Below are 19,441 nucleotides of genomic sequence, written 5' to 3' on the forward strand. Positions count from 1 at the left end.
CTCATCAACTTTGCATAAATGTACAATTCAAATATCTCCATGGATAGCCCAATCTGTTTTATTAATTATTGAGCATTTTCAACAATCTTTTCATATAACTTCTTTGTATTTTCATTAGCACTTGTTTTTTCATCAATTAAAGGTTGTACTGCTTGTTGGAATGCTTTCAGATCTACCTCATTGAATTTGGCGCCTGCAGCCTCAGCCTCAGCTTTTGCTCGTTCTACTTCTTTATTAAACATTTCTACCTCGGAATCAACCGCTTTAGAAAGTTCCTCTTTAAATACCTTTTGATCCTCTTCTGACATTCCAGCTAATAGCTCTGCATTAATGATCAAATAGTCCGGAATCATTAAATGCTGTGTATAGCTATAGTATGGAGCGATTTCCACGTGTTTTAAATCATTAAAAACTAACTCGTTATTTTCTCCGCCTTCTAACACACCAGATTGGATAGCTGTATAAACTTCACCTTGCCCCATTGGCGTTCCAGTACCACCCATTCGCTCCATCATTTGGACGTTGGTATCGCTTTCCATAATACGAATCTTCATCCCTTTTAAATCCTCTGGTGTTTGAATTGGTTTTTCGCTGTTATATACGTTACGAACTCCACCATGTAATGCAGCAGCAACTGTAATACGCTCTTTCTCAAGCGAGGCGTATAAATCGCTTACAATATCAGGATTATTAATAATGCTCATTTGGTGATCTAATGAGTTGAAAATATAAGGTAAGTTAAATACTGCGAAATCAGGGTTTAAATTTTCCATTAATGGACCTGCAACGATGGACATAGCAATTGTTCCTGATTGAACGAGTTCAACCGTTTCACGTTGAGCACCCAACAATTCATTTGGAAAAATCTCTACTTTATATTTACCATTCGTTTTTTCTTCAAAGGACTTGCCGAATTCTACCATTGCCTTATATTGCGGATGTTGTTCTGTTTGGTTAAAAGCAATTTTTAAGACCTGTGTTTCTCCCTTGCTATCACCTTCACTTGTGCCTGTCTTGTCACTACTACCACAAGCCGCAAGTGAAAAGACCATTAATAAAGTGGCGAAAACTGCTAATAGTTTTTGGATAGACTTTGTCATTTTTTTTGCTCCTTTTTCGATGGATTTATTCATGATTTAAAAAGTATTTTAATTTTAATGATTGAGATTTCAGCTAAACTAAAATTCTACTAAACCTGAAATCAGAATAGAGCACTTGTTATATCTATTTTTCTACCAATCTAGAAGCATAAACATGGCCTGTGATATCTTGTCTGTTATCTTAATTTGTCCATTGGCACATGATCCATATCATCATAAGTAATATTCTCACCGCACATCGCCCAGATGAAGGAATAATCCTTTGTTCCAACACCTGAATGTATGGACCAGCTTGGTGAAATACATGCTTGTTCATTAGCTACAACTAGATGTTTCGTTTCATCGGGAATCCCCATTAGATGAAAAACCCTCATATCCTCTTCCATATCAAAATACAGATAGGTTTCCATTCTTCTCTCATGGGTATGGCAGGGCATTGTATTCCAGGAGCTTCCTTGAGATAAAATGGTGTATCCCATTTGAAGCTGACAGCTCTCACAGATATTCGGATGGATATATTGGTAAATTCTCCGCTGATTCAATGTTTCCGGTTCCCCAGCTAATCTGGGTGTAATCTTATTAATACTGATTTTTACATTAGGGTATTTATGATGTGCAGGGGTAGACACGATATAAAATTTAGCCGGATGATCTGGGTTATCAGACTTAAATGCTAATTCTTTAGTTTCTTTCCCAATGTAATATCCATCCTGCTTATTCATTTGTTCTTCAGTTCCTTCAATGATTATTGAACCAGGGCCACCAATATTAATGACTCCCAGTTCACGGCGTTCCAAAAAGTATGAAACACCCAATTCAGAAGAAAGTTCAATTGATAATGCTTCATTCTTTGGCATAACACCGCCGAATATCATACGATCATTATGAGTGTAAGTAAGTTTCACTTCACCTGGAACAAATATTGTTTCAACAAGAAACTCTCTGCGCAGCTGTTCGGTCGAATAATGGCGAATATCTTCTGGACTATGTGTATAACGTGTTTCCAATCCAACTCTTCCTTTCATTACGGAAAACTATATTTCCGCTATTATTGATTTTCTTTAGATGCTACCGAGAAATCAGTATGGTATTTCATTTGAAGAAAATTTAACGTCCCAGCCAGCCACCATCTACAACTAATGTGTGACCGTTAACATAGTCTGATGCTGATGATGCCAAGAACACAGCTGCTCCAGCTAAATCTTCTGGTGTTCCCCAACGGCCTGCTGGTATTCTTTCTGAAATTTGACGATTTCTTGACTCATCATCTATAATGGCCGTATTCATTGCTGTTTCCATATATCCCGGAGCAATACAGTTCACATTTACACCTTGAACCGCCCATTCATTAGCAAGCGCTTTGGTGAATCCCATCACTGCTGATTTACTAGCAGTATAGGCAGGAATGGTATAACCGCCTTGAAAGGACAGTAGTGAGGCCATGTTAATCACTTTCCCGCTTCCTTGTTGCAGCATCACTTTACCAACCGATTGACATAGGAAAAAAACTGCATTCATATTAATTCGAATAACAAAATCCCAATCTTCTTGCGGAAACTCAACTGCTGGGTGTCTCTTTTGGACACCAGCATTGTTAACTAAAATGTCAATATGGCCATATTTCCGATGGATATTTTTTACCAACTCATCATATTTTTCAATCATGTCAAGATCAAATTCAATTGCCTCACACTTAACCCCTAATTCTTGAATATCCTTAACCGTATCTTCATTTTTTTTTCGGTCAATAATAATAATATCTGCTCCAGCTGTTGCAAGCCCTGTGGCAATTCCTTTACCAAGGCCTTGACTTGCTCCAGTAACAATGGCCAATTTCCCTGTTAAATCAAATAGTTTCATTCCTTTTCCCTCTCCCAGTCTAAGATTTTATTTACCAATTGTTGCGCGTATTTTGTAACGTATGAAAAGTCATTTGTTTGCAATGCTTTTTTTGATAGGTCGTTGCCAATACCAACACCGATCGCCCCACCATCAAGCCAATCCTTGATGGTTTCGAGATTAACACCACCTGTTGGTATAATTTCAACATCAGGTAATGGACCTTTAAAGCTTCTGATTGCATTGACTCCTAATAAATTTGCAGGGAATAATTTAATGAGAGTGCACCCTAATTTTAAAGCTTGAACCATATCCTTTAGGACAATTGTTCCTGGGATGACAAACACTTGACATAAATGACAAAGTTTAATAATTTCCTCATCAAAATGAGGGGTTACAACAAATTCACTTCCTGCATCTATGACATTTTGAGCTGCTTCTGAGCTTAAAACTGTTCCTGCTCCTACACATACAGTATCTTTGTAGTGATTCTTTACTTCTTTAATTAAATCCATTGCACCTGGGATGGTCATGGTTATTTCAATAATGTTTATACCGCCTTCAACAGCAGCATCTATTATTTTTCGAGCGTCTTCTTTTGAATCAGTCCTTATAACTGCGATTAATTTTTCCCTTTTGATTTTTTGATAAAGGGCAATTCTCTTCTCCATTTTTTTCACCTATCGTGTGACAATTTTTATTTTACCTAGAAACTCCTCTACCTCATCCATTGTCGGCAATCCCTCATAATCACCTTTTCTACCTACTACGATTGCACCAACTGCATTGGCGAGTTCAGTTCTTTCAGATATGGATAATTGATTTAAGTAGCCAACTAAATAGCCTGCACAGAAGCCATCACCAGCCCCAACAGAATCGACCTCAATAACTGGAAAGCTTTCAGCTTCAAATTTTTCAGTTGAGGTGGCGGAAATTGCTCCCTTTGCCCCTAGCTTCAAAATAACTTCTGGGATGCCCCAGTCCAGAAAACATTGGATACATTCATCAGGTGTTAAATTTGAATTATTTAACAATAGATGAGCCTCATTTAATCCGGGAAAAAATAGGTCTGACTTTTTCGCTAAAGGAAGCAGCACTTCCCTCATTGTTTCAACGTCCCACAGCTTCATTCTAATATTCGGATCAAAACTGACTTTCACCCCATTTTCTTTGGCTATGTCAACTGCTGTTTCAATTGTTTCTTGACAATTTTTACTTAATGCGGGGGTAATACCGGTGATATGAAGAATACGTGATGTTTTAATTAATTCAATTGGCAAATCTTCTGGATTCATGTGCGTTGCTGCTGAATTTTCCCGATAATAAAATACTCTCGGGTCGCCTGTTAGTGACTTCTCCTTCAGCATTAATCCCGTTCTCCCATCCGTTTGACGGACAGCTGAGGTATCAACGCCTTCAGCCCTTAACCTGTATAAAATCTCGTCACCAAAAGGGTCTTTTCCTAATAAGCTGAACCAACCAGACTTTCTCCCCAAACGTGAAATTCCAATCGCCACATTCGTTTCCGATCCACCTATACTTTTTGTAACGATCGTTTGCGTTTTTAGCTTTTGCTCAAAATCACTTGGCATAAATAGGCCCATTGTTTCCCCAATCGTTAATACATCCAATATCATAAATAGACCTCCTTAATCATCAAAACTGAACATTACCTTAATTGCATCACCTCCAGAAAGTAGTATGTCAAAGCCTTTTTGAGCCTGTTCAATAGGAAATACATGAGTTATCAATTTATCAAAAGGAAAATCAGAATTGATTAGCGTCACTGCTTTTTTAAAGTCTTCCTTTTCATACACACGGGTTCCTACTATATCAAGTTCTTTAAATTCAATATCAAGGAGGTGGAATTCTGCTGGTCTTCTATATGACCCAACAATTTCAATCGTTCCTTTCACACGGACAACCTTAGTTAATAAGGCCGCGACAGATGGATGAGCTGCACAGTCGAAGACAAGATCTGCTCCCACCCCTTCAGTAAAATCTTTAACAACCTGAATGACATCATCATGATTGGAGTCAATAGCCACAAACCCAAGACTTTTTACGACCTGTAGTCGGTAGGGATTCGTTTCTGCTACCATGATTCTCTCTATGCCCGATAATTTTAGAACTGCAGCTAAATTTAAACCGATTGTTCCAGCTCCAAAAATGACAGCTGTATCTCCTCTTTTAGCATTAGCGCGTTTTACAGCATGTACAGTAACAGCTAACGGTTCAATAAATGCGGCCGTTTTAAAAGATACGTTTTCTGGAATTGGAATGACTACATCCGCAGGCACCTTTACATATTCAGCCATCCCTCCAGCTGCATCAATCCCATACAATCCTAAATGTTCACAAACATAACTATGGCTACTCTTACAAGTAAAACATTCTCCACATGAAATAAGGGGATAGACTGTAACATGTTGACCTTCTTGAAAATGGCCGTTTCCTTGAACGATCGTTCCAGAAAATTCATGCCCAAGGATTAACGGAGGTGTGGCCCTCGGGTGAGAACCTGTATAAATATTTAAATCAGAACCGCAAATTCCGGCATGACTTACTTTTATTAATACTTCATCTGAGTTTGGAACAGGGATTGGAACATTTTTCACACTGATTTGTTGAGGTCCTTGATAAACGATGCTTTTCATAGTTTGATATGACATATTTTCATCCCTTTACATTTTCTGAAAAAACCTTATTTACCGGATATTCTGGCTTTTTGTTTGTTAACACTCTTAGAACCTCTTCGGCTGCCTTCCGTTTTAATTCTTGACCAGCCTCTATTGAGTACCACGCAATATGAGGTGTAGCTATAAAATTATCAAACTTAAATAATTCTGAATTAATTGGTGGTTCCGTTTCAAATACATCAAGAGCAGCACCAGCTATTTGCCGTTGTTCTAAAGCTTCTAAAAGGGCTTTTTCATCAATAATTCCGCCACGTGCAGTGTTAACTATATAGGCGGTTTCCTTCATCAACTGAAACTCTTCCCTACCTATTAAATTTCTTGTTTCTATTGTTAACGGAATATGGATTGAAATGATATCTGCTGTTGCTAGCATTTCCTCTAAAGTTACTGACTTTACGAAAGAAGGGAAATATTTCCGACTTCTCGTATGATCGTAACCAATCACATTCATGCCAAGTCCATGCACCTTCTCTGCTAAGCAGTTGCCGATTCTCCCTAAACCAATAACACCAACAGTTTGCTCTTGAAGTCGATATAATGGAATAGCTTTTTTGTAATCCCATTCATTGTTCTTTACATTTCGACTCATTTGAGGAATCTTCCGTGCTAGGGCCATCATTAACGCAAATGCATGGTCGGAAACCTCATTAACTCCATAATCAGGAACATTACATACTTGAACACCGTACTCACTTGCCGCATCTAAATCAATAGTATCTACGCCTACTCCATAACGGGATATCACTTTTAAGTTTGGTAAATGCTCGAAAACTCTTCTTGTAAACGGAGCATATTGGACAATTACACCTTCTGCCTCTTTACATTGTTCAATAACCTCTTCTTCGGTGGAACAATTGAACCACATTACATCACTTGTAATCGGTTTCAAAACCTCTTTTTCAATCTCAATAGAATCATGATCGCAATCCGTTATATAAACATTCATCAGATCACCCTTTAAATTTATTTGGTTTCGATCGTAACTTTATTTTGGAACTTTGTTCCGGAACTTTGTTCCAATTAAAATATAATTCTTTTTCATTTCGATGTCAACGCTTTCAACAAGGATTTTTTCTAAACAAAAAAAGGAATCGGCACGAAATAATCAATCATCCCTAACTGCTTTCAGCTTGAGTTAACGGTAGAAGAGTATTTCTCTTTAGTTTCTGGATAAATGGAAACTGAGATAAAATCATTTACTGGCATACATTTAAATACCAAAATGTAATCTTTATTATTTGAGACAAAAAAAAATCCTTTATCATGGATAAGTCAGGTGGCAACCCCTAAAAACCCATTAATAAAGGATATTTCATATAGAAAAATTTTACAAAAAAATACATTTGGACAATAAAGCTTCGATCTTCCCTCCAAATTCTATTTCTCGATTTAATGCATACAAAATATTTGTCTATATCTATGAACTAGTCTTGCACAAAATAATAGTTATTTTCTCCATTTTTTAAGAAGCCTTATTCTTATTATATATATCAAATGCAACCGCTAATAACAGAACAAGCCCTTTAATTCCTTGCTGCCAATCAATACCGAGCCCCATGAGTGACATACCGTTATTCATAACTCCCATAACAAGACCACCGACAATCGCTCCGCCGACCGTTCCGATCCCACCGTATGCGCTTGCCCCACCGATAAAACATGCAGCAATTGCATCCAGTTCGAAAAGGTTACCGGCTTTAGGAGTTGCTGCATTTAGCCGCGCTGCAAAGATTATCCCCGAGAGAGCTGACAATACTCCCATATTGACAAACACCAGGAAGGTGACTTTCTTTGTTTTTACCCCTGTAAGACTCGCAGCTTTTTCATTTCCTCCTATCGCATAAACATGTCTGCCCATGACTGTCTTCTTCATTACAAAAGTGTATAAAAGAATTAATGTAAATAGGATGATTAAAATCGTTGGAATTCCTTCATATGTCGCTAATACGTACGTGAATATATTAATGAGAGCGACAATACCTACCAATTTTCCAATGTATAGGCCATTGGAGGAAACCTCAAAGTCATAACGAAGTTGGTTTTTTCTGTTTCTTTGTTCCATTAGAATATAAATAATAGAAAAAACAAGCCCGAGTAAAATTGTTAAAATATGTAGCCCACCGTTTCCTATAGGATCAGGAATAAATCCTGAGCTTATGCCCTGGAAGGATTTTGGATAAGGGGCAATCGATTGGCCATCTAAGACAAGCATCGTTGCTCCTCTAAACAAAAGCATGCCTGCTAAGGTAACAATGAAGGCTGGGATTTTCACATACGCTATCCAAAAGCCTTGCCATGCACCAATCACTGCACCAATGATTAAACAAATAAGTATCGCCAAAATGGTTGGGATGTTATGGTTAATAATCAAGATACCTGATATCGCTCCTACAAATGCAGCAATTGACCCTACCGATAAATCAATATGTCCTGTAATAATAACAAGTACCATTCCAATAGCTAACACTAAAATATAACTGTTCTGCAAAATAATATTCGTAATATTTAACGGTTTAAGCAGTATTCCTTCGGTTAATAGTTGGAATAAGAGGATAATTAAGACCAGGGCAAAAAACATCCCGTATTGGCGCATATTGCTTTTCAATACTTGAAGTATGGAAGTTGTCGATTTATTTTCCAGACTAACGTCATTTTGAATTTGCGGCTTCATGCTCATGGTATTGCCCCCTTTCATATGTCATATATTTCATGATATTTTCTTGAGTGGCATCATCTTTCAATAATTCTCCTGTGATTCTTCCCTCACTCATAACGTATATTCGGTCGCACATCCCTAATATTTCCGGGAGCTCAGATGAGATCAGCAGTACCCCTTTATCTTCATTGGCCAGTTGGTTGATGATGGTATAAATCTCGTATTTTGCCCCAACGTCAATTCCTCTTGTTGGTTCATCCAAAATGAGGATATCCGGGTCTGAGAAAATCCATTTACTTAAGACAACCTTTTGCTGGTTTCCTCCGCTTAAATTACCCGTTTTCTGAAAAACACTTGGCGTTTTAATATTCATTTTTTGGCGAAAGCTTTCAGCTTCGATCACTTCTTTATGTTGATTCACGACTTTTGTTTTCGAAATTTTTTCTAAGTTGGATAAAGTGATGTTCGTTTTAATATCATCAATAAGAATTAAGCCATATTGTTTGCGATCTTCAGTGACATAGGCTAAACCATTGTTAATCGCATCTGGAATATTCTTTATATCAAGCTCTTTCCCATGTTTAAATAGGCGTCCGCTTATTTTTTGTCCATAAGATTTACCAAAAATACTCATCGCCAGTTCTGTTCTTCCCGCACCCATCAAACCAGCAATCCCTACAACTTCTCCTTTTTTTATCGTTAAATTAACTTGATCAATAATTTTCCGTTCACTATGAAGGGGATGATACACATTCCAATTTTCCACTGCAAAAATAACTTCTCCAATATTCGATACCCTTTCTGGATAGCGATTTGTTAAATCACGTCCAACCATTCCTTTAATGATTCGATCCTCAGATATACCTCCATCAATTACATCAATGGTTTCAATCGTTTGACCATCACGTAGAATCGTAATGGCGTCCGCCACTTTAGAAATTTCATTAAGTTTATGAGAAATGATAATGGACGTAATCCCTTGCTTCTTTAAATGTAATAAAAGATTAAGCAGGTTTTCACTATCATCTTCATTTAACGCAGCAGTAGGCTCATCTAGTATTAGAAGCTTAACCTCTTTTGATAGAGCCTTCGCAATTTCCACTAACTGCTGTTTTCCAACTCCAATATTTGTTATTAACGTAGATGGCGATTCTGCTAACCCTACCGTTTTCAATAGCTTTTTTGTTTTGACTGTCGTTTCATTCCAGTTAATAATCCCTCTTCTCGATTGTTCATTTCCAAGAAAAATATTTTCTGCAATCGAAAGCTCAGGAATTAACGCGAGCTCTTGATGGATAATCACAATTCCTAATTTTTCACTTTGTTTAATATCCTTGAATTGACAAGTGTTTCCTTTAAAAAGAATATCCCCTGAGTAGGAACCATACGGATATACTCCGCTCAGCACCTTCATAAGCGTTGATTTACCAGCTCCATTCTCCCCGCATAAAGCATGGATTTCTCCCTCTTTCACTTGTAAATTGACATTATCAAGCGCTTTTACCCCTGGAAATTCCTTTGTAATTCCAATCATTTCTAAAATAAATTTCGACATACACTCACCTCGCCTTCAAAATGTATGAAATAATTTAGTGATTGTTTTAGGAACAACCACTAAATCATTTCATCGGCTTTAAAAATTACTGAAGCTGGTCCGCCGTATAGTAACCGCTGTCAACTAAGACTGATTCATAATTTGTAATGTCAACTGACACTGGTTCTAATAGATAAGAAGGGACAACTTTTACCTCATTATCATAAGTCTCAGTATCATTCACTTCCGCTTCTTCTCCTTTTAACACTGCTTCAGCCATTTCAACAGCCTTTTTTGCCAATTCACGCGTATCTTTAAATACGGTTTGTGTCTGCTCACCAGCAATGATTGATTTAATAGAAGCTAGTTCAGCGTCCTGTCCAGTAACAATTGGAATTGGTTTATCAGCTGAACCATAGCCAACACCTTTTAAAGACGAAAGAATACCTATGCTAATCCCATCATATGGTGATAAAACGGCATCTACATTTTCAGTTGTATAATTTGAGCTTAATAGATTATCCATTCGAGCTTGGGCTGTTGCTCCATCCCAACGTAAAGTAGCCACTTGCTCAAAATCAGTTTGACCACTTTGCACAACTAATTTACCAGAATCTATATATGGTTGTAGTATTGACATAGCACCATCAAAGAAGAAGTATGCATTATTATCATCAGGTGATCCTGCAAACAATTCGATGTTAAATGGACCTTTCCCATCTTTTAATCCCAATTTCTCTTCGATATAAGAGCCTTGCTGAACCCCAACTTTAAAATTATCAAAAGTTGCGTAATAGCTTACATGCTCTGATTTTTTAATTAAACGATCGTAGGCGATAACCTTAATATCTTGCGCTGCTGCTTTCTCCAGGACATCGGTTAATGCTTCGCCGTCAATGGAAGCGATAACAAGAATATTGACGCCTTTTGTAATCATGTTTTCAATTTGAGAAACTTGATTTTCCACGACATCCTCTGCATACTGTAAGTCCACTTTATAGCCTAATTTTTCAAACTCCTCTTTCATGTAGTTTCCATCATTTATCCATCTTTCAGATGATTTCGTTGGCATGGCAATTCCTACAAACCCTTTGTCTCCATCTCCACCACTTGACTCACTGCTACCAGAACAAGCAGCAAGTGTAAAGACAAGAGTGAAGAGCAACAAAAATCCTAGAACCTTTTTCATTGAAGTACCTCACTTTCATTTCTTTTTTTATACATACAACCCGATTAAAGGTGTACGTCCAAGAACAACCATTAGAATACGCTTTCATTTTAATATGAAAAATTAGATGTACGTACAATAACAACGTTATAACATCGGATTCCTTACATCCAAAACACAATTGTACGTACAAATATTATAGGATATTATTACCAATTTTTGCAATAGTTAAATTTTAAATATTTAAAATTTTCTTAATTTGATAGTTTGAAAGCTAAATCACGGATTTTCAAATCCTGCTTAAATGAAACCAGCTTTGTCTCTTTGTTAATAATGACATACTCTATTCCAGCCATTTCCGCCCAATCAACGAGTTGTTCCGTTGTAATTTGAGTCGAGAATACTGTATGATGGGCACCACCCGCGTATATCCATGCGGCTGCAGATTCACTTAAAGAAGGATATGGCTTCCATAGTACTCTTGCAACTGGTAATTTAGGCATCTCCTTCGGCGCCTTCACTGCTTCTACCTCATTAATAATCAGACGGAAGCGATTTCCTAAGTCAATTAAAGAAGCGTTAATTGCCGGACCTTCAACTCCATCAAACACAAGACGTGCAGGATCTTCTTTTCCGCCAATTGCTAGTGGATGAACCTCTATCCTTGGCTTATTAGCCGCAACAGATGGACATATTTCCAGCATGTGAGAACCTAAGACAAGCTCATTCCCTCGTTCAAAATGATAGGTGTAATCTTCCATAAAAGAGGTTTCTTTCCCTGCCGCCATAATTTTCAAGACTCTAGTCATTGCTGCTGTTTTCCAATCCCCTTCTCCGCCAAAACCGTAGCCTTTTGCCATTAAACGCTGGACGGCTAAGCCAGGTAGCTGCTTCAGTCCATGAAGATCCTCAAAGGAAGTAGTAAATGCTCCAAAATTTCCTTCTTCTAAAAAGGCAGTTAAACCGAGTTCAATTCTTGCCTGTTCACGAATAGCATCCCTAACCTGTCCTCCCCGTCTTCCTTCAGGTATGATATCGTATAATTCATCGTATTCATCTAGCAATTCTGAAACGGCGGATTCTGAAATATCATTAACCATGGAAACTAAATCCCCTACACCGTACCCATTGGTCGACCATCCAAATTGAATTTGCGCCTCAACCTTATCACCTTCTGTGACAGCTACTTGCCGCATGTTATCTCCGAAGCGAGCAACCTTTAATTGTTTCCCTTCAACAAATGCTACGGCAGTATACATCCACTTCTCTAATTTGTCTCTTACAGATGAATGATTCCAATAACCTACCACCACTTTTCGTGGTACTCCCATTCGAGTTGTCATGAAGCCAAATTCACGATCCCCGTGCGCTGATTGATTTAAATTCATGAAATCCATATCAATTTGGCTCCACGGAATATCTTGGTTAAACTGAGTATGCAGGTGAAGCATTGGCTTTTGTAGCGATGCTAAACCGGCTATCCACATTTTTGCAGGGGAAAAAGTGTGCATCCAAGCAATAATCCCTGCACAATTTGGATTTGAGTTTGCTTCAAACATAAACTTGTGAATGCCCTCTGGTGTAGTTAAAACCGGTTTAAAGACGATTTTAAAGGACAGAGATGAATCATTTAATCCGGCAATCATTTGTTTTGCATGATCCTCAACCTCTAATAAAGATTCTGCTCCATATAAATGCTGACTTCCTGTAACAAACCAAAATTCATACTGTTCTAATCCACGCACAACGTTGCCTCCCCCAATTAATTTTTCACTTTCATTTTCTGGTAGACGACTTCCTCTCTAATCGCTTTTAAGCGTTTCATTACATCATTGTCTCCTCGGCCAAAGTAATCGTGCAACGCCGAATACTCTTTATAAAGTTTCTCGTAAATTTCCACATTTTCAGGAATTGGCTTAAAGGACTCTTCACGAACACGGCCCATCTTGTTTGCCGCATCAACGATGGAATCATAGCCGCCATTTTCCCTGCCTGCTGCAACTGCTGCAAACACTGCAGCACCTAAGGCAGGTGTTTGGCGAGAGGCAGCCACCTTTATTTCAAGATTTGTGACATCTGCATAAATTTGCATAAGAAGCCTATTTTTTTGTGGTAAACCTCCGCAGGCATAGAGCTCATATACAGGAACGCCATGCTGATTGAAAGCGTCAACAATTTTGCGTGTGCCGAATGCAGTTGCCTCAAGCAAAGACCGGTAGATCTCCTCCGGCTTGGTTAATAAGCTCATTCCCAAAAGTATGCCTGTTAAATCTGTATCAACAAGAACCGAACGGTTTCCATTCCACCAATCTAAAGCCAGTAATCCCGTTTCACCTGGCATATATGTTGCTGCCTGTTTCTCCAGCCATTCATGAATATTCATCCCTGCTCGTTCAGCCGCTTCCTTTGTATAAACAGGAACCCCTTGATCCACATACCAGGCAAAAATATCACCTACAGCGGATTGACCGGCTTCATATCCTAGATAACCAGGAATAATACCGTCTTCTACAACCCCGCACATTCCCTCTACTTCTTTTTCTTCTTCACCAAGGAGCATATGGCAAATCGACGTACCCATAACCATAACCATTTTTCCCGGAGTGACAACTCCGACAGCAGGTACTGCCGCATGGGCATCAACATTTCCAACAGCAACAGCTATTCCAGGGATTAATCCCATAGAAAATGCCATTTCCTCTGATAAAGTTCCCGCCCTTGATCCAAGCGGTACAATTTCACCTCGAAGTTTAGTTTCTGTTAAATACTCTAATCGAGGATCTAATTCCTTAAAAAAATCATTCGCTGGATAGCCCTCTCTTTTGTGCCAAATCGATTTATACCCAGCTGTACAGCTATTTCTCTTGATATTTCCGGTCATTTTATAAACTACCCAGTCCGTTGCCTCTAAGAACAAATCCGTCCGTTTATAGATATCCGGTGCTTCATTTAGAATTTGCCAGACCTTTGCGATCATCCACTCAGAGGAAATTTTCCCTCCGTATCGTTTAAGAAACTTTTCTCCCCGCTGCCCGGCAATCTCATTTAATCGGTTCGCTTCGCTTTGGGCAGCATGGTGTTTCCATAGCTTTACCCAGCTGTGCGGTTTTCCTGCAAACTCTTCCAAAAGACAAAGAGGGGTACCGTTTTCATCAACCGGCAGCATTGTACATGCCGTAAAATCGATGCCTATCCCGACGATTTGTTGTGAACTTACTCCGGATAAATTCATAATTTCTGGGACAGATCGTATGAGAACGTCAATATAATCATTTGGATGTTGAAGAGCCCAATCATGTTCTAATTCCTCTCCAGTTCCCGGAAGATTTTTGTCGATAACCCCGTGGGCGTAAGGAGTCACATGCTCCGCTACCTCAGTACCATCTGATAAATCCACCAGCACAGCACGCCCCGACTCTGTACCGTAGTCAATGCCAATTACATATTTTCTTTCCATTAGCTTCACCCTTGCTATCTGTTATTTTTGACCATAATAAGCATTCACACCATGCTTTCTAAGAAAATGCCTATCTAGTAATCTTTGATCGATTGGTTTTAAATCTTTATTTAGAAGATAGGTATGCGTTGCTATTTTGGCTACTTCTTCAAGTACGACAGCGTTATGAACGGCATTGTCAGCATCTTTCCCCCAAACAAAAGGAGCATGGCCATGGACAAGAACCCCCGGAATAGATAACGGCTTTAACCCTCGATTTTTAAACGTTTCTACAATTACTTGACCCGTCTCAATCTCATAATTCCCAATAATTTCCTTCTCAGACAATTCTCTTGTACACGGTACTTCCCCATAAAAATAGTCAGCATGAGTCGTTCCCAACACAGGGATTCCCTTGCCAGCCTGCGCCCAACTAGTCGCATTCGCGGAATGTGTGTGGACAATCCCACCTATCTCAGAGAAAGTTCGGTATAAAACTAAATGAGTCGGAGTATCTGATGATGGTCGTAAATCCCCTTCGACCACTTCCCCATCGTTTAAACGAACAACGACCATATCATTTACTTTTAACTTATTGTAAGGTACACCGCTCGGCTTAATGACCATCAGCTCTTGTTCCCGGTTCACTCCACTCACGTTCCCCCATGTAAACGCTACCAATTGATACCGTGGTAAATCTAAGTTTGCTGCAAGAACTTCTTCCTTTAATTGCTTGAGCATTGCACTCACTCCTTTTGGAAAAAGATAACTATAAACCTATTATATATATGTACGTACAAGTTGACAACTATTTTTCGAATATATCACTAAAATTTGTATTTTTTTCTCATAATGTACGTACATGTTAAAGCAAAAAAAACTGACCTTTTCTTAAAAAAAAGTCAGTTTTTATTTATATCTTTTGTAGAATTCCGAATAACTAGCTCCGGTTCATAGACCACTTGATCATTCACCGATAATTCTTTCCCTTCTTCAAGGGCATCTACAATCATTTTTGCTGCAAGCAATCCCATTTCTGTTTGAGGATGGGTTAAGGTAGTGAATTTCACCTCTGAAGCTACCGCAAGTTGAGAATCATCAAACCCTACAATTGAAATATCTTCAGGTACCTTCAGTTGCATATCACGGAGAACATTTAAAATCATGAGGGCAATCTCATCATTGTAACAGAAAAAAGCTGTGGGAGGATTCGCCTCTTTTAATAATTTTTGTACCTCTTGAATCGGTTTCGTATGCCTATCCTCAGTATGAAAAGTAATCATCGTACCTGGCAAAATCGAGATATTATGTTCCCGCAACGCTCTCATAAATCCTTTCATCCGATTGACACCCTGCTTGTCATCGATCTTGAAAATTCCCCCAATTCTCCGATGACCTAACCGAAGAAGATGCTCTCCTGCCTTGAATCCTCCAAGCTCATCATCAACAGTAATACTTGCTGGTTGAAGCTCCGAATAAAATGCATTAATCATCACATAGGGGATATGGTTTTTTTCAATACTTAAGTACGTATTCAGATTTGGATTATAAAGTGCACTTTTCGTCGGTTCTACAATGAGCCCATCAAGTTTTTTTCCGAGCATATTTTCGAGACATTTACGCTCTCTGCTAATATCATGATTTGTACTTGCCAATATCAAGTTATACCCTTTTTCACTTAAATAGGATTCTATTCCTCGAATGATGGATGGAAAAATATAATCGGAAATCGATGTCGTAATAATGCCAATGGTCCGATCAATTTGTTTAAGATTTCTCTTGCTTTGGTTCTTACAAAATGTCCCCCTTCCTTGTTGTCTGTACAACCACTCTTCATGAACAAGTTCACTCAGAGCCTGTCTAATTGTATGTCGGCTGACTCCGAAAGATTCAGCCAGTTCGTGTTCTGACTGGATCTTCTCATCAGGCTGAATGATTCCCTCTAGAATCCAAGATTTTATCTCTTCTTTTATCTGCTTGTACTTTATTGTCATGGTCTTCACTCACTTGTACGTTCATATTTTGTATTTCTCTTAATTATACAAGAAAAATAGAAAAAATCAGCGTTTTTATAAAAATTGTACGTACAGATAGTGAAGTAATTTGATTTTTCTCAACCTCTATTCATTTTCTCTAAACAAAGAGAGAATGAATAAAGGATTATTTCAACAAAAACAAACGAATGATTTTTAAGAACCTTTCTTATATTTATTGTTAGTGAACACAACTAGAAAATACTCACCGCACTCGAAGTAGCTGAACTAGTAAAATTGTCAAAATGTAAAATCTGTGCACTTGCTAAGACAATATAGTCAATTTCATTCAATAAAAGTAAAACATTAATAAGGTATGTGCACCCATCTAGCAAATTTAACGTATTATTTATGCCAAAATTTATTTTATATACTCAATCAACCAACAATCTCGATATTCTCCTTCATGAAGTTCATTTTTGGGCAAAAGTTTGACCCTTTCAAAACCACACTTTTCATAACATCGAATTGCTCTCTTATTCGATGTTTGAGGATCCATAACCACTCTATCTGCTTGTTTCTGTTCAACTAAAAACTCTACCATTGATTTAACAAGAAGGGTTCCAATACCCCTATTCCAATATTCGATTTCTCCTATAAATTGATCAATTCCATATATAATATCAGGAACATCTACATACCCATACAAATTTCTTGTCTCATTATCCAATTGATAATATTGGGTATATCCAATTTCAATATTTTCAAACTCTACAATACATCCGATTACACCGTTTTTACACTGATAAAATTTCTTATTTACCTTTCTAAATCAAAAGGATTGTCTCTTCCTTCATAATATTCAAGAACTAAAGGGTCAGAAAGCCATTTAGCCAATAAATAGTTATCCTTCAATTCTAATTTACGAACTAATAACTTACCATTTTGGAATAACATTTTTATCTCCTCTAGCAAAATCAATTTTAATATTAAATTCGTTATTTTAGATAGAAATTCCTTTAAATCCCCATTTTATAAAGCTAACTGAAAATACAAGTCTTCAGGCAGGTATCTTTTCTTTAGGTGTTTACAATGGTTTTATATTTATTTTCGCAACTTTTTTACCCATAAAACGATTACTATGGAGAAAGGAGAGAGAAAGAAAAACAAGTTCAGAAACAAAAAGAACTAAAGCGGAGCACCTTACAAAAGTTTATTAGCGAGGAAAAATCTAAACAGGAGTATAATGACTTTGTAAATATGGTTCAAGAAAAGCTACAACAACTTGAGTTAGAAAAAGGAGATGGCAGAAAGTCACGAACCAAGTAATATCTCTCCCATCATAGAGCAACTTAAAGGGTTTTTACATTTCAATATAGTAACATCCGAGGCGTTATCACAGTTAATTGATAAAATCGAACCGAAAATACTATCAGTTTGCACGGATTGAGGGGTACACTCCCCCTCAATCATTTTTTAAAACTAACTGTGAAATGGACTCCACGTGCCTTGAATGGTCAATAAAGATGCCGCTTGAGCCTGGCGGGGCTTTGGCAGAATGTTTTTAATTTCAAACATTTGCTGTAAAAAGTTAAACTGGGCTTATTATCCTGCCATCTAGATGCTCTGGAGGACTAAGCTTTAGCTGGTGAACATTATAAATAACTGTTGATAATTTATCTAAATAAAATTATTACATTCCTTTATCCTCGAAACTCAATTAATTCGCCATCTGGGCCTTGAAAAACAACTTTTTTCCAGCCTGCTTCCTGAGGTGTTCCTGCTGGGAAATATGAAGTATAATTCCTCCATATTATAATTTATAAACCTTTACCTGTTAAATCCTGACTTATTCAATAAACGCTAAGGGGGCAAAATTCCGTTGCTTATTAATGAGCGCCTTAGAAAGTCCTACTTTATAGCTTTTTAAACTTTATTTATTTTGAAAACAAATGACCAGTCCGGGAATATTTCAAATTATGCCATTATACATACCCAACCATTATTCTCCTTATTGATTCCCCTACTTTGATAGAAGCGACTAGCTAATCCCTTGCGCTTTCGATTCGTCTTAGTTTCTCAGTGTCCCGAGCTGGAGATAAACCGAAGAAGCGGGAGTACTCTCGATTAAACTGTGAGGGACTCCGATAGCCAACTTGATATGCAGCACTGGCTACAGCATAGCCCTCAAATGCAATGAGGTTTCTAGCCTCCAAAAGCCTTAATTGCTTTTGAAATTGAATAGGGCTTAAACCCGTTGCCCGTTTAAACTGCCGGTGAAAGGTATTTATAGCCATACCAGATTTTGATGCCATCTCACCGATTTCTATTGGCCTCGTGTAATTATCGCGGAGCCATTTTACAGTCTGAGAAATCTTAGAGAAATTACTTTCTCGCAAGCCAAGTTGCCTCAGATACCATCCTTGCGGTCCCATCAGAACGCGGTAAAGGATTTCTCGTTCATAAGCTGGTGCAAGAGCTGGAATATCTCTTGGTGTTTTCGATAATCTCAATAAGCGCAGCCATGCCTTCATAAATTCAATGTCTATTTCACAAGCTTCGAAATGTTCAGAAGCAGTTGGTATTAGATCTTCGGGAAGATCTCTTAATAAGCTCTGAAGAACATTCTGATTCAACCCAAGACCGAGGCCCATGTAAGGACGGCCATCACGGTCTGGATGTACACTCGCGGTTACAGGAACATGTACCGGTAACACGTGATATGAAGGACCTTTCAGGGTAGTGCTACGCTCCCCAATTGAAAGGATCTTTGTTCCTTGAACTGTAAAACCAATCATCGGACTGTAGAGCGCTGCGAGTTGATGCGCTGGAATATCTCCCTTAATCATGCTTAGCCCCGGTACTCCGGTTTCAATTGGTCGAGTACCTGCTTTATTCATTAGCTCGATAATTTCATCCAAAACTTTATTCATACACATATTCTATCACATGACTTCCTATTACTCAACACAACCCTGTAACTATTAGGCATTTTTAGGCTATTTTTATGAAAAAAAACAGGTGATAATACGGATG

The 19,441-nt window shown here is 38.0% G+C and carries 15 protein-coding genes and 1 pseudogene; all 16 read right to left on the minus strand.

Annotated elements, in window-relative coordinates; genetic code table 11:
- Nucleotides 1–65: 65 nt before the first annotated feature.
- The 16 genes and pseudogenes from FCJ93_RS03510 to FCJ93_RS03595 all read right to left on the minus strand — a co-directional run bounded on the left by FCJ93_RS03510 (nt 66) and on the right by FCJ93_RS03595 (nt 19,338).
- Complete coding sequence (locus FCJ93_RS03510; RefSeq protein ID WP_235879404.1) at nt 66–1,100, minus strand: TRAP transporter substrate-binding protein; 1,035 nt, start codon at nt 1,098–1,100, stop codon at nt 66–68.
- 176 nt (nt 1,101–1,276) lie between these two features.
- Nucleotides 1,277–2,107 (minus strand): 5-dehydro-4-deoxy-D-glucuronate isomerase, encoded by an 831-nt coding sequence (gene kduI / locus FCJ93_RS03515; RefSeq protein ID WP_095309761.1) that lies wholly within the window; start codon nt 2,105–2,107, stop codon nt 1,277–1,279.
- Nucleotides 2,108–2,207: 100 nt separating this feature from the next.
- Entirely contained in the window at nt 2,208–2,960 is a 753-nt protein-coding gene (gene kduD / locus FCJ93_RS03520) for a 2-dehydro-3-deoxy-D-gluconate 5-dehydrogenase KduD (protein ID WP_137742943.1), read from the minus strand.
- Nucleotides 2,957–3,610, minus strand: a complete 654-nt coding sequence (locus FCJ93_RS03525) for a bifunctional 2-keto-4-hydroxyglutarate aldolase/2-keto-3-deoxy-6-phosphogluconate aldolase (RefSeq protein WP_095309807.1) — start codon at nt 3,608–3,610, stop codon at nt 2,957–2,959. Before FCJ93_RS03525 ends, kduD begins: the two co-directional genes overlap by 4 nt.
- Nucleotides 3,611–3,619: 9 nt before the next feature.
- Nucleotides 3,620–4,576, minus strand: coding sequence for a sugar kinase (locus FCJ93_RS03530; RefSeq protein ID WP_095309765.1), 957 nt, complete (start codon nt 4,574–4,576; stop codon nt 3,620–3,622).
- A gap of 12 nt (nt 4,577–4,588) precedes the next feature.
- A complete protein-coding gene (locus FCJ93_RS03535; protein ID WP_095309767.1) occupies nt 4,589–5,611 on the minus strand; it encodes a zinc-dependent alcohol dehydrogenase in 1,023 nt (340 codons plus the stop codon).
- Between the two features lie 4 nt (nt 5,612–5,615).
- Entirely contained in the window at nt 5,616–6,584 is a 969-nt protein-coding gene (locus FCJ93_RS03540) for a C-terminal binding protein (RefSeq protein WP_095309768.1), read from the minus strand.
- A gap of 516 nt (nt 6,585–7,100) precedes the next feature.
- A complete protein-coding gene (gene mmsB / locus FCJ93_RS03545; RefSeq protein ID WP_095309809.1) occupies nt 7,101–8,309 on the minus strand; it encodes a multiple monosaccharide ABC transporter permease in 1,209 nt (402 codons plus the stop codon).
- Nucleotides 8,287–9,849, minus strand: a complete 1,563-nt coding sequence (gene mmsA, locus FCJ93_RS03550; protein ID WP_137742944.1) for a multiple monosaccharide ABC transporter ATP-binding protein — start codon at nt 9,847–9,849, stop codon at nt 8,287–8,289. Before mmsA ends, mmsB begins: the two co-directional genes overlap by 23 nt.
- A gap of 85 nt (nt 9,850–9,934) precedes the next feature.
- On the minus strand, nt 9,935–11,017 hold the full coding sequence (chvE, locus tag FCJ93_RS03555) for a multiple monosaccharide ABC transporter substrate-binding protein (protein WP_137742945.1): 1,083 nt from the start codon (nt 11,015–11,017) through the stop codon (nt 9,935–9,937).
- Between the two features lie 233 nt (nt 11,018–11,250).
- The gene (gene araA / locus FCJ93_RS03560; RefSeq protein WP_095309773.1) at nt 11,251–12,741 is read right to left on the minus strand and encodes an L-arabinose isomerase; all 1,491 of its coding nucleotides are present in this window, start codon (nt 12,739–12,741) and stop codon (nt 11,251–11,253) included.
- A 17-nt stretch (nt 12,742–12,758) separates the two neighbouring features.
- Nucleotides 12,759–14,453 (minus strand): ribulokinase, encoded by a 1,695-nt coding sequence (locus tag FCJ93_RS03565; RefSeq protein ID WP_095309775.1) that lies wholly within the window; start codon nt 14,451–14,453, stop codon nt 12,759–12,761.
- Between the two features lie 21 nt (nt 14,454–14,474).
- On the minus strand, nt 14,475–15,173 hold the full coding sequence (gene araD / locus FCJ93_RS03570; protein ID WP_137742946.1) for an L-ribulose-5-phosphate 4-epimerase: 699 nt from the start codon (nt 15,171–15,173) through the stop codon (nt 14,475–14,477).
- 161 nt (nt 15,174–15,334) lie between these two features.
- On the minus strand, nt 15,335–16,426 hold the full coding sequence (locus FCJ93_RS03575) for a GntR family transcriptional regulator (protein WP_095309779.1): 1,092 nt from the start codon (nt 16,424–16,426) through the stop codon (nt 15,335–15,337).
- Between the two features lie 400 nt (nt 16,427–16,826).
- Nucleotides 16,827–17,362: pseudogene (locus FCJ93_RS03580) on the minus strand (GNAT family N-acetyltransferase).
- Nucleotides 17,363–18,450: 1,088 nt separating this feature from the next.
- On the minus strand, nt 18,451–19,338 hold the full coding sequence (locus tag FCJ93_RS03595) for an AraC family transcriptional regulator (protein WP_137742947.1): 888 nt from the start codon (nt 19,336–19,338) through the stop codon (nt 18,451–18,453).
- Nucleotides 19,339–19,441 lie beyond the last annotated feature (103 nt).

The organism is Robertmurraya siralis, from assembly GCF_005502275.1.
Classification (GTDB): Bacteria; Bacillota; Bacilli; order Bacillales; family Cytobacillaceae; genus Robertmurraya; species Robertmurraya siralis.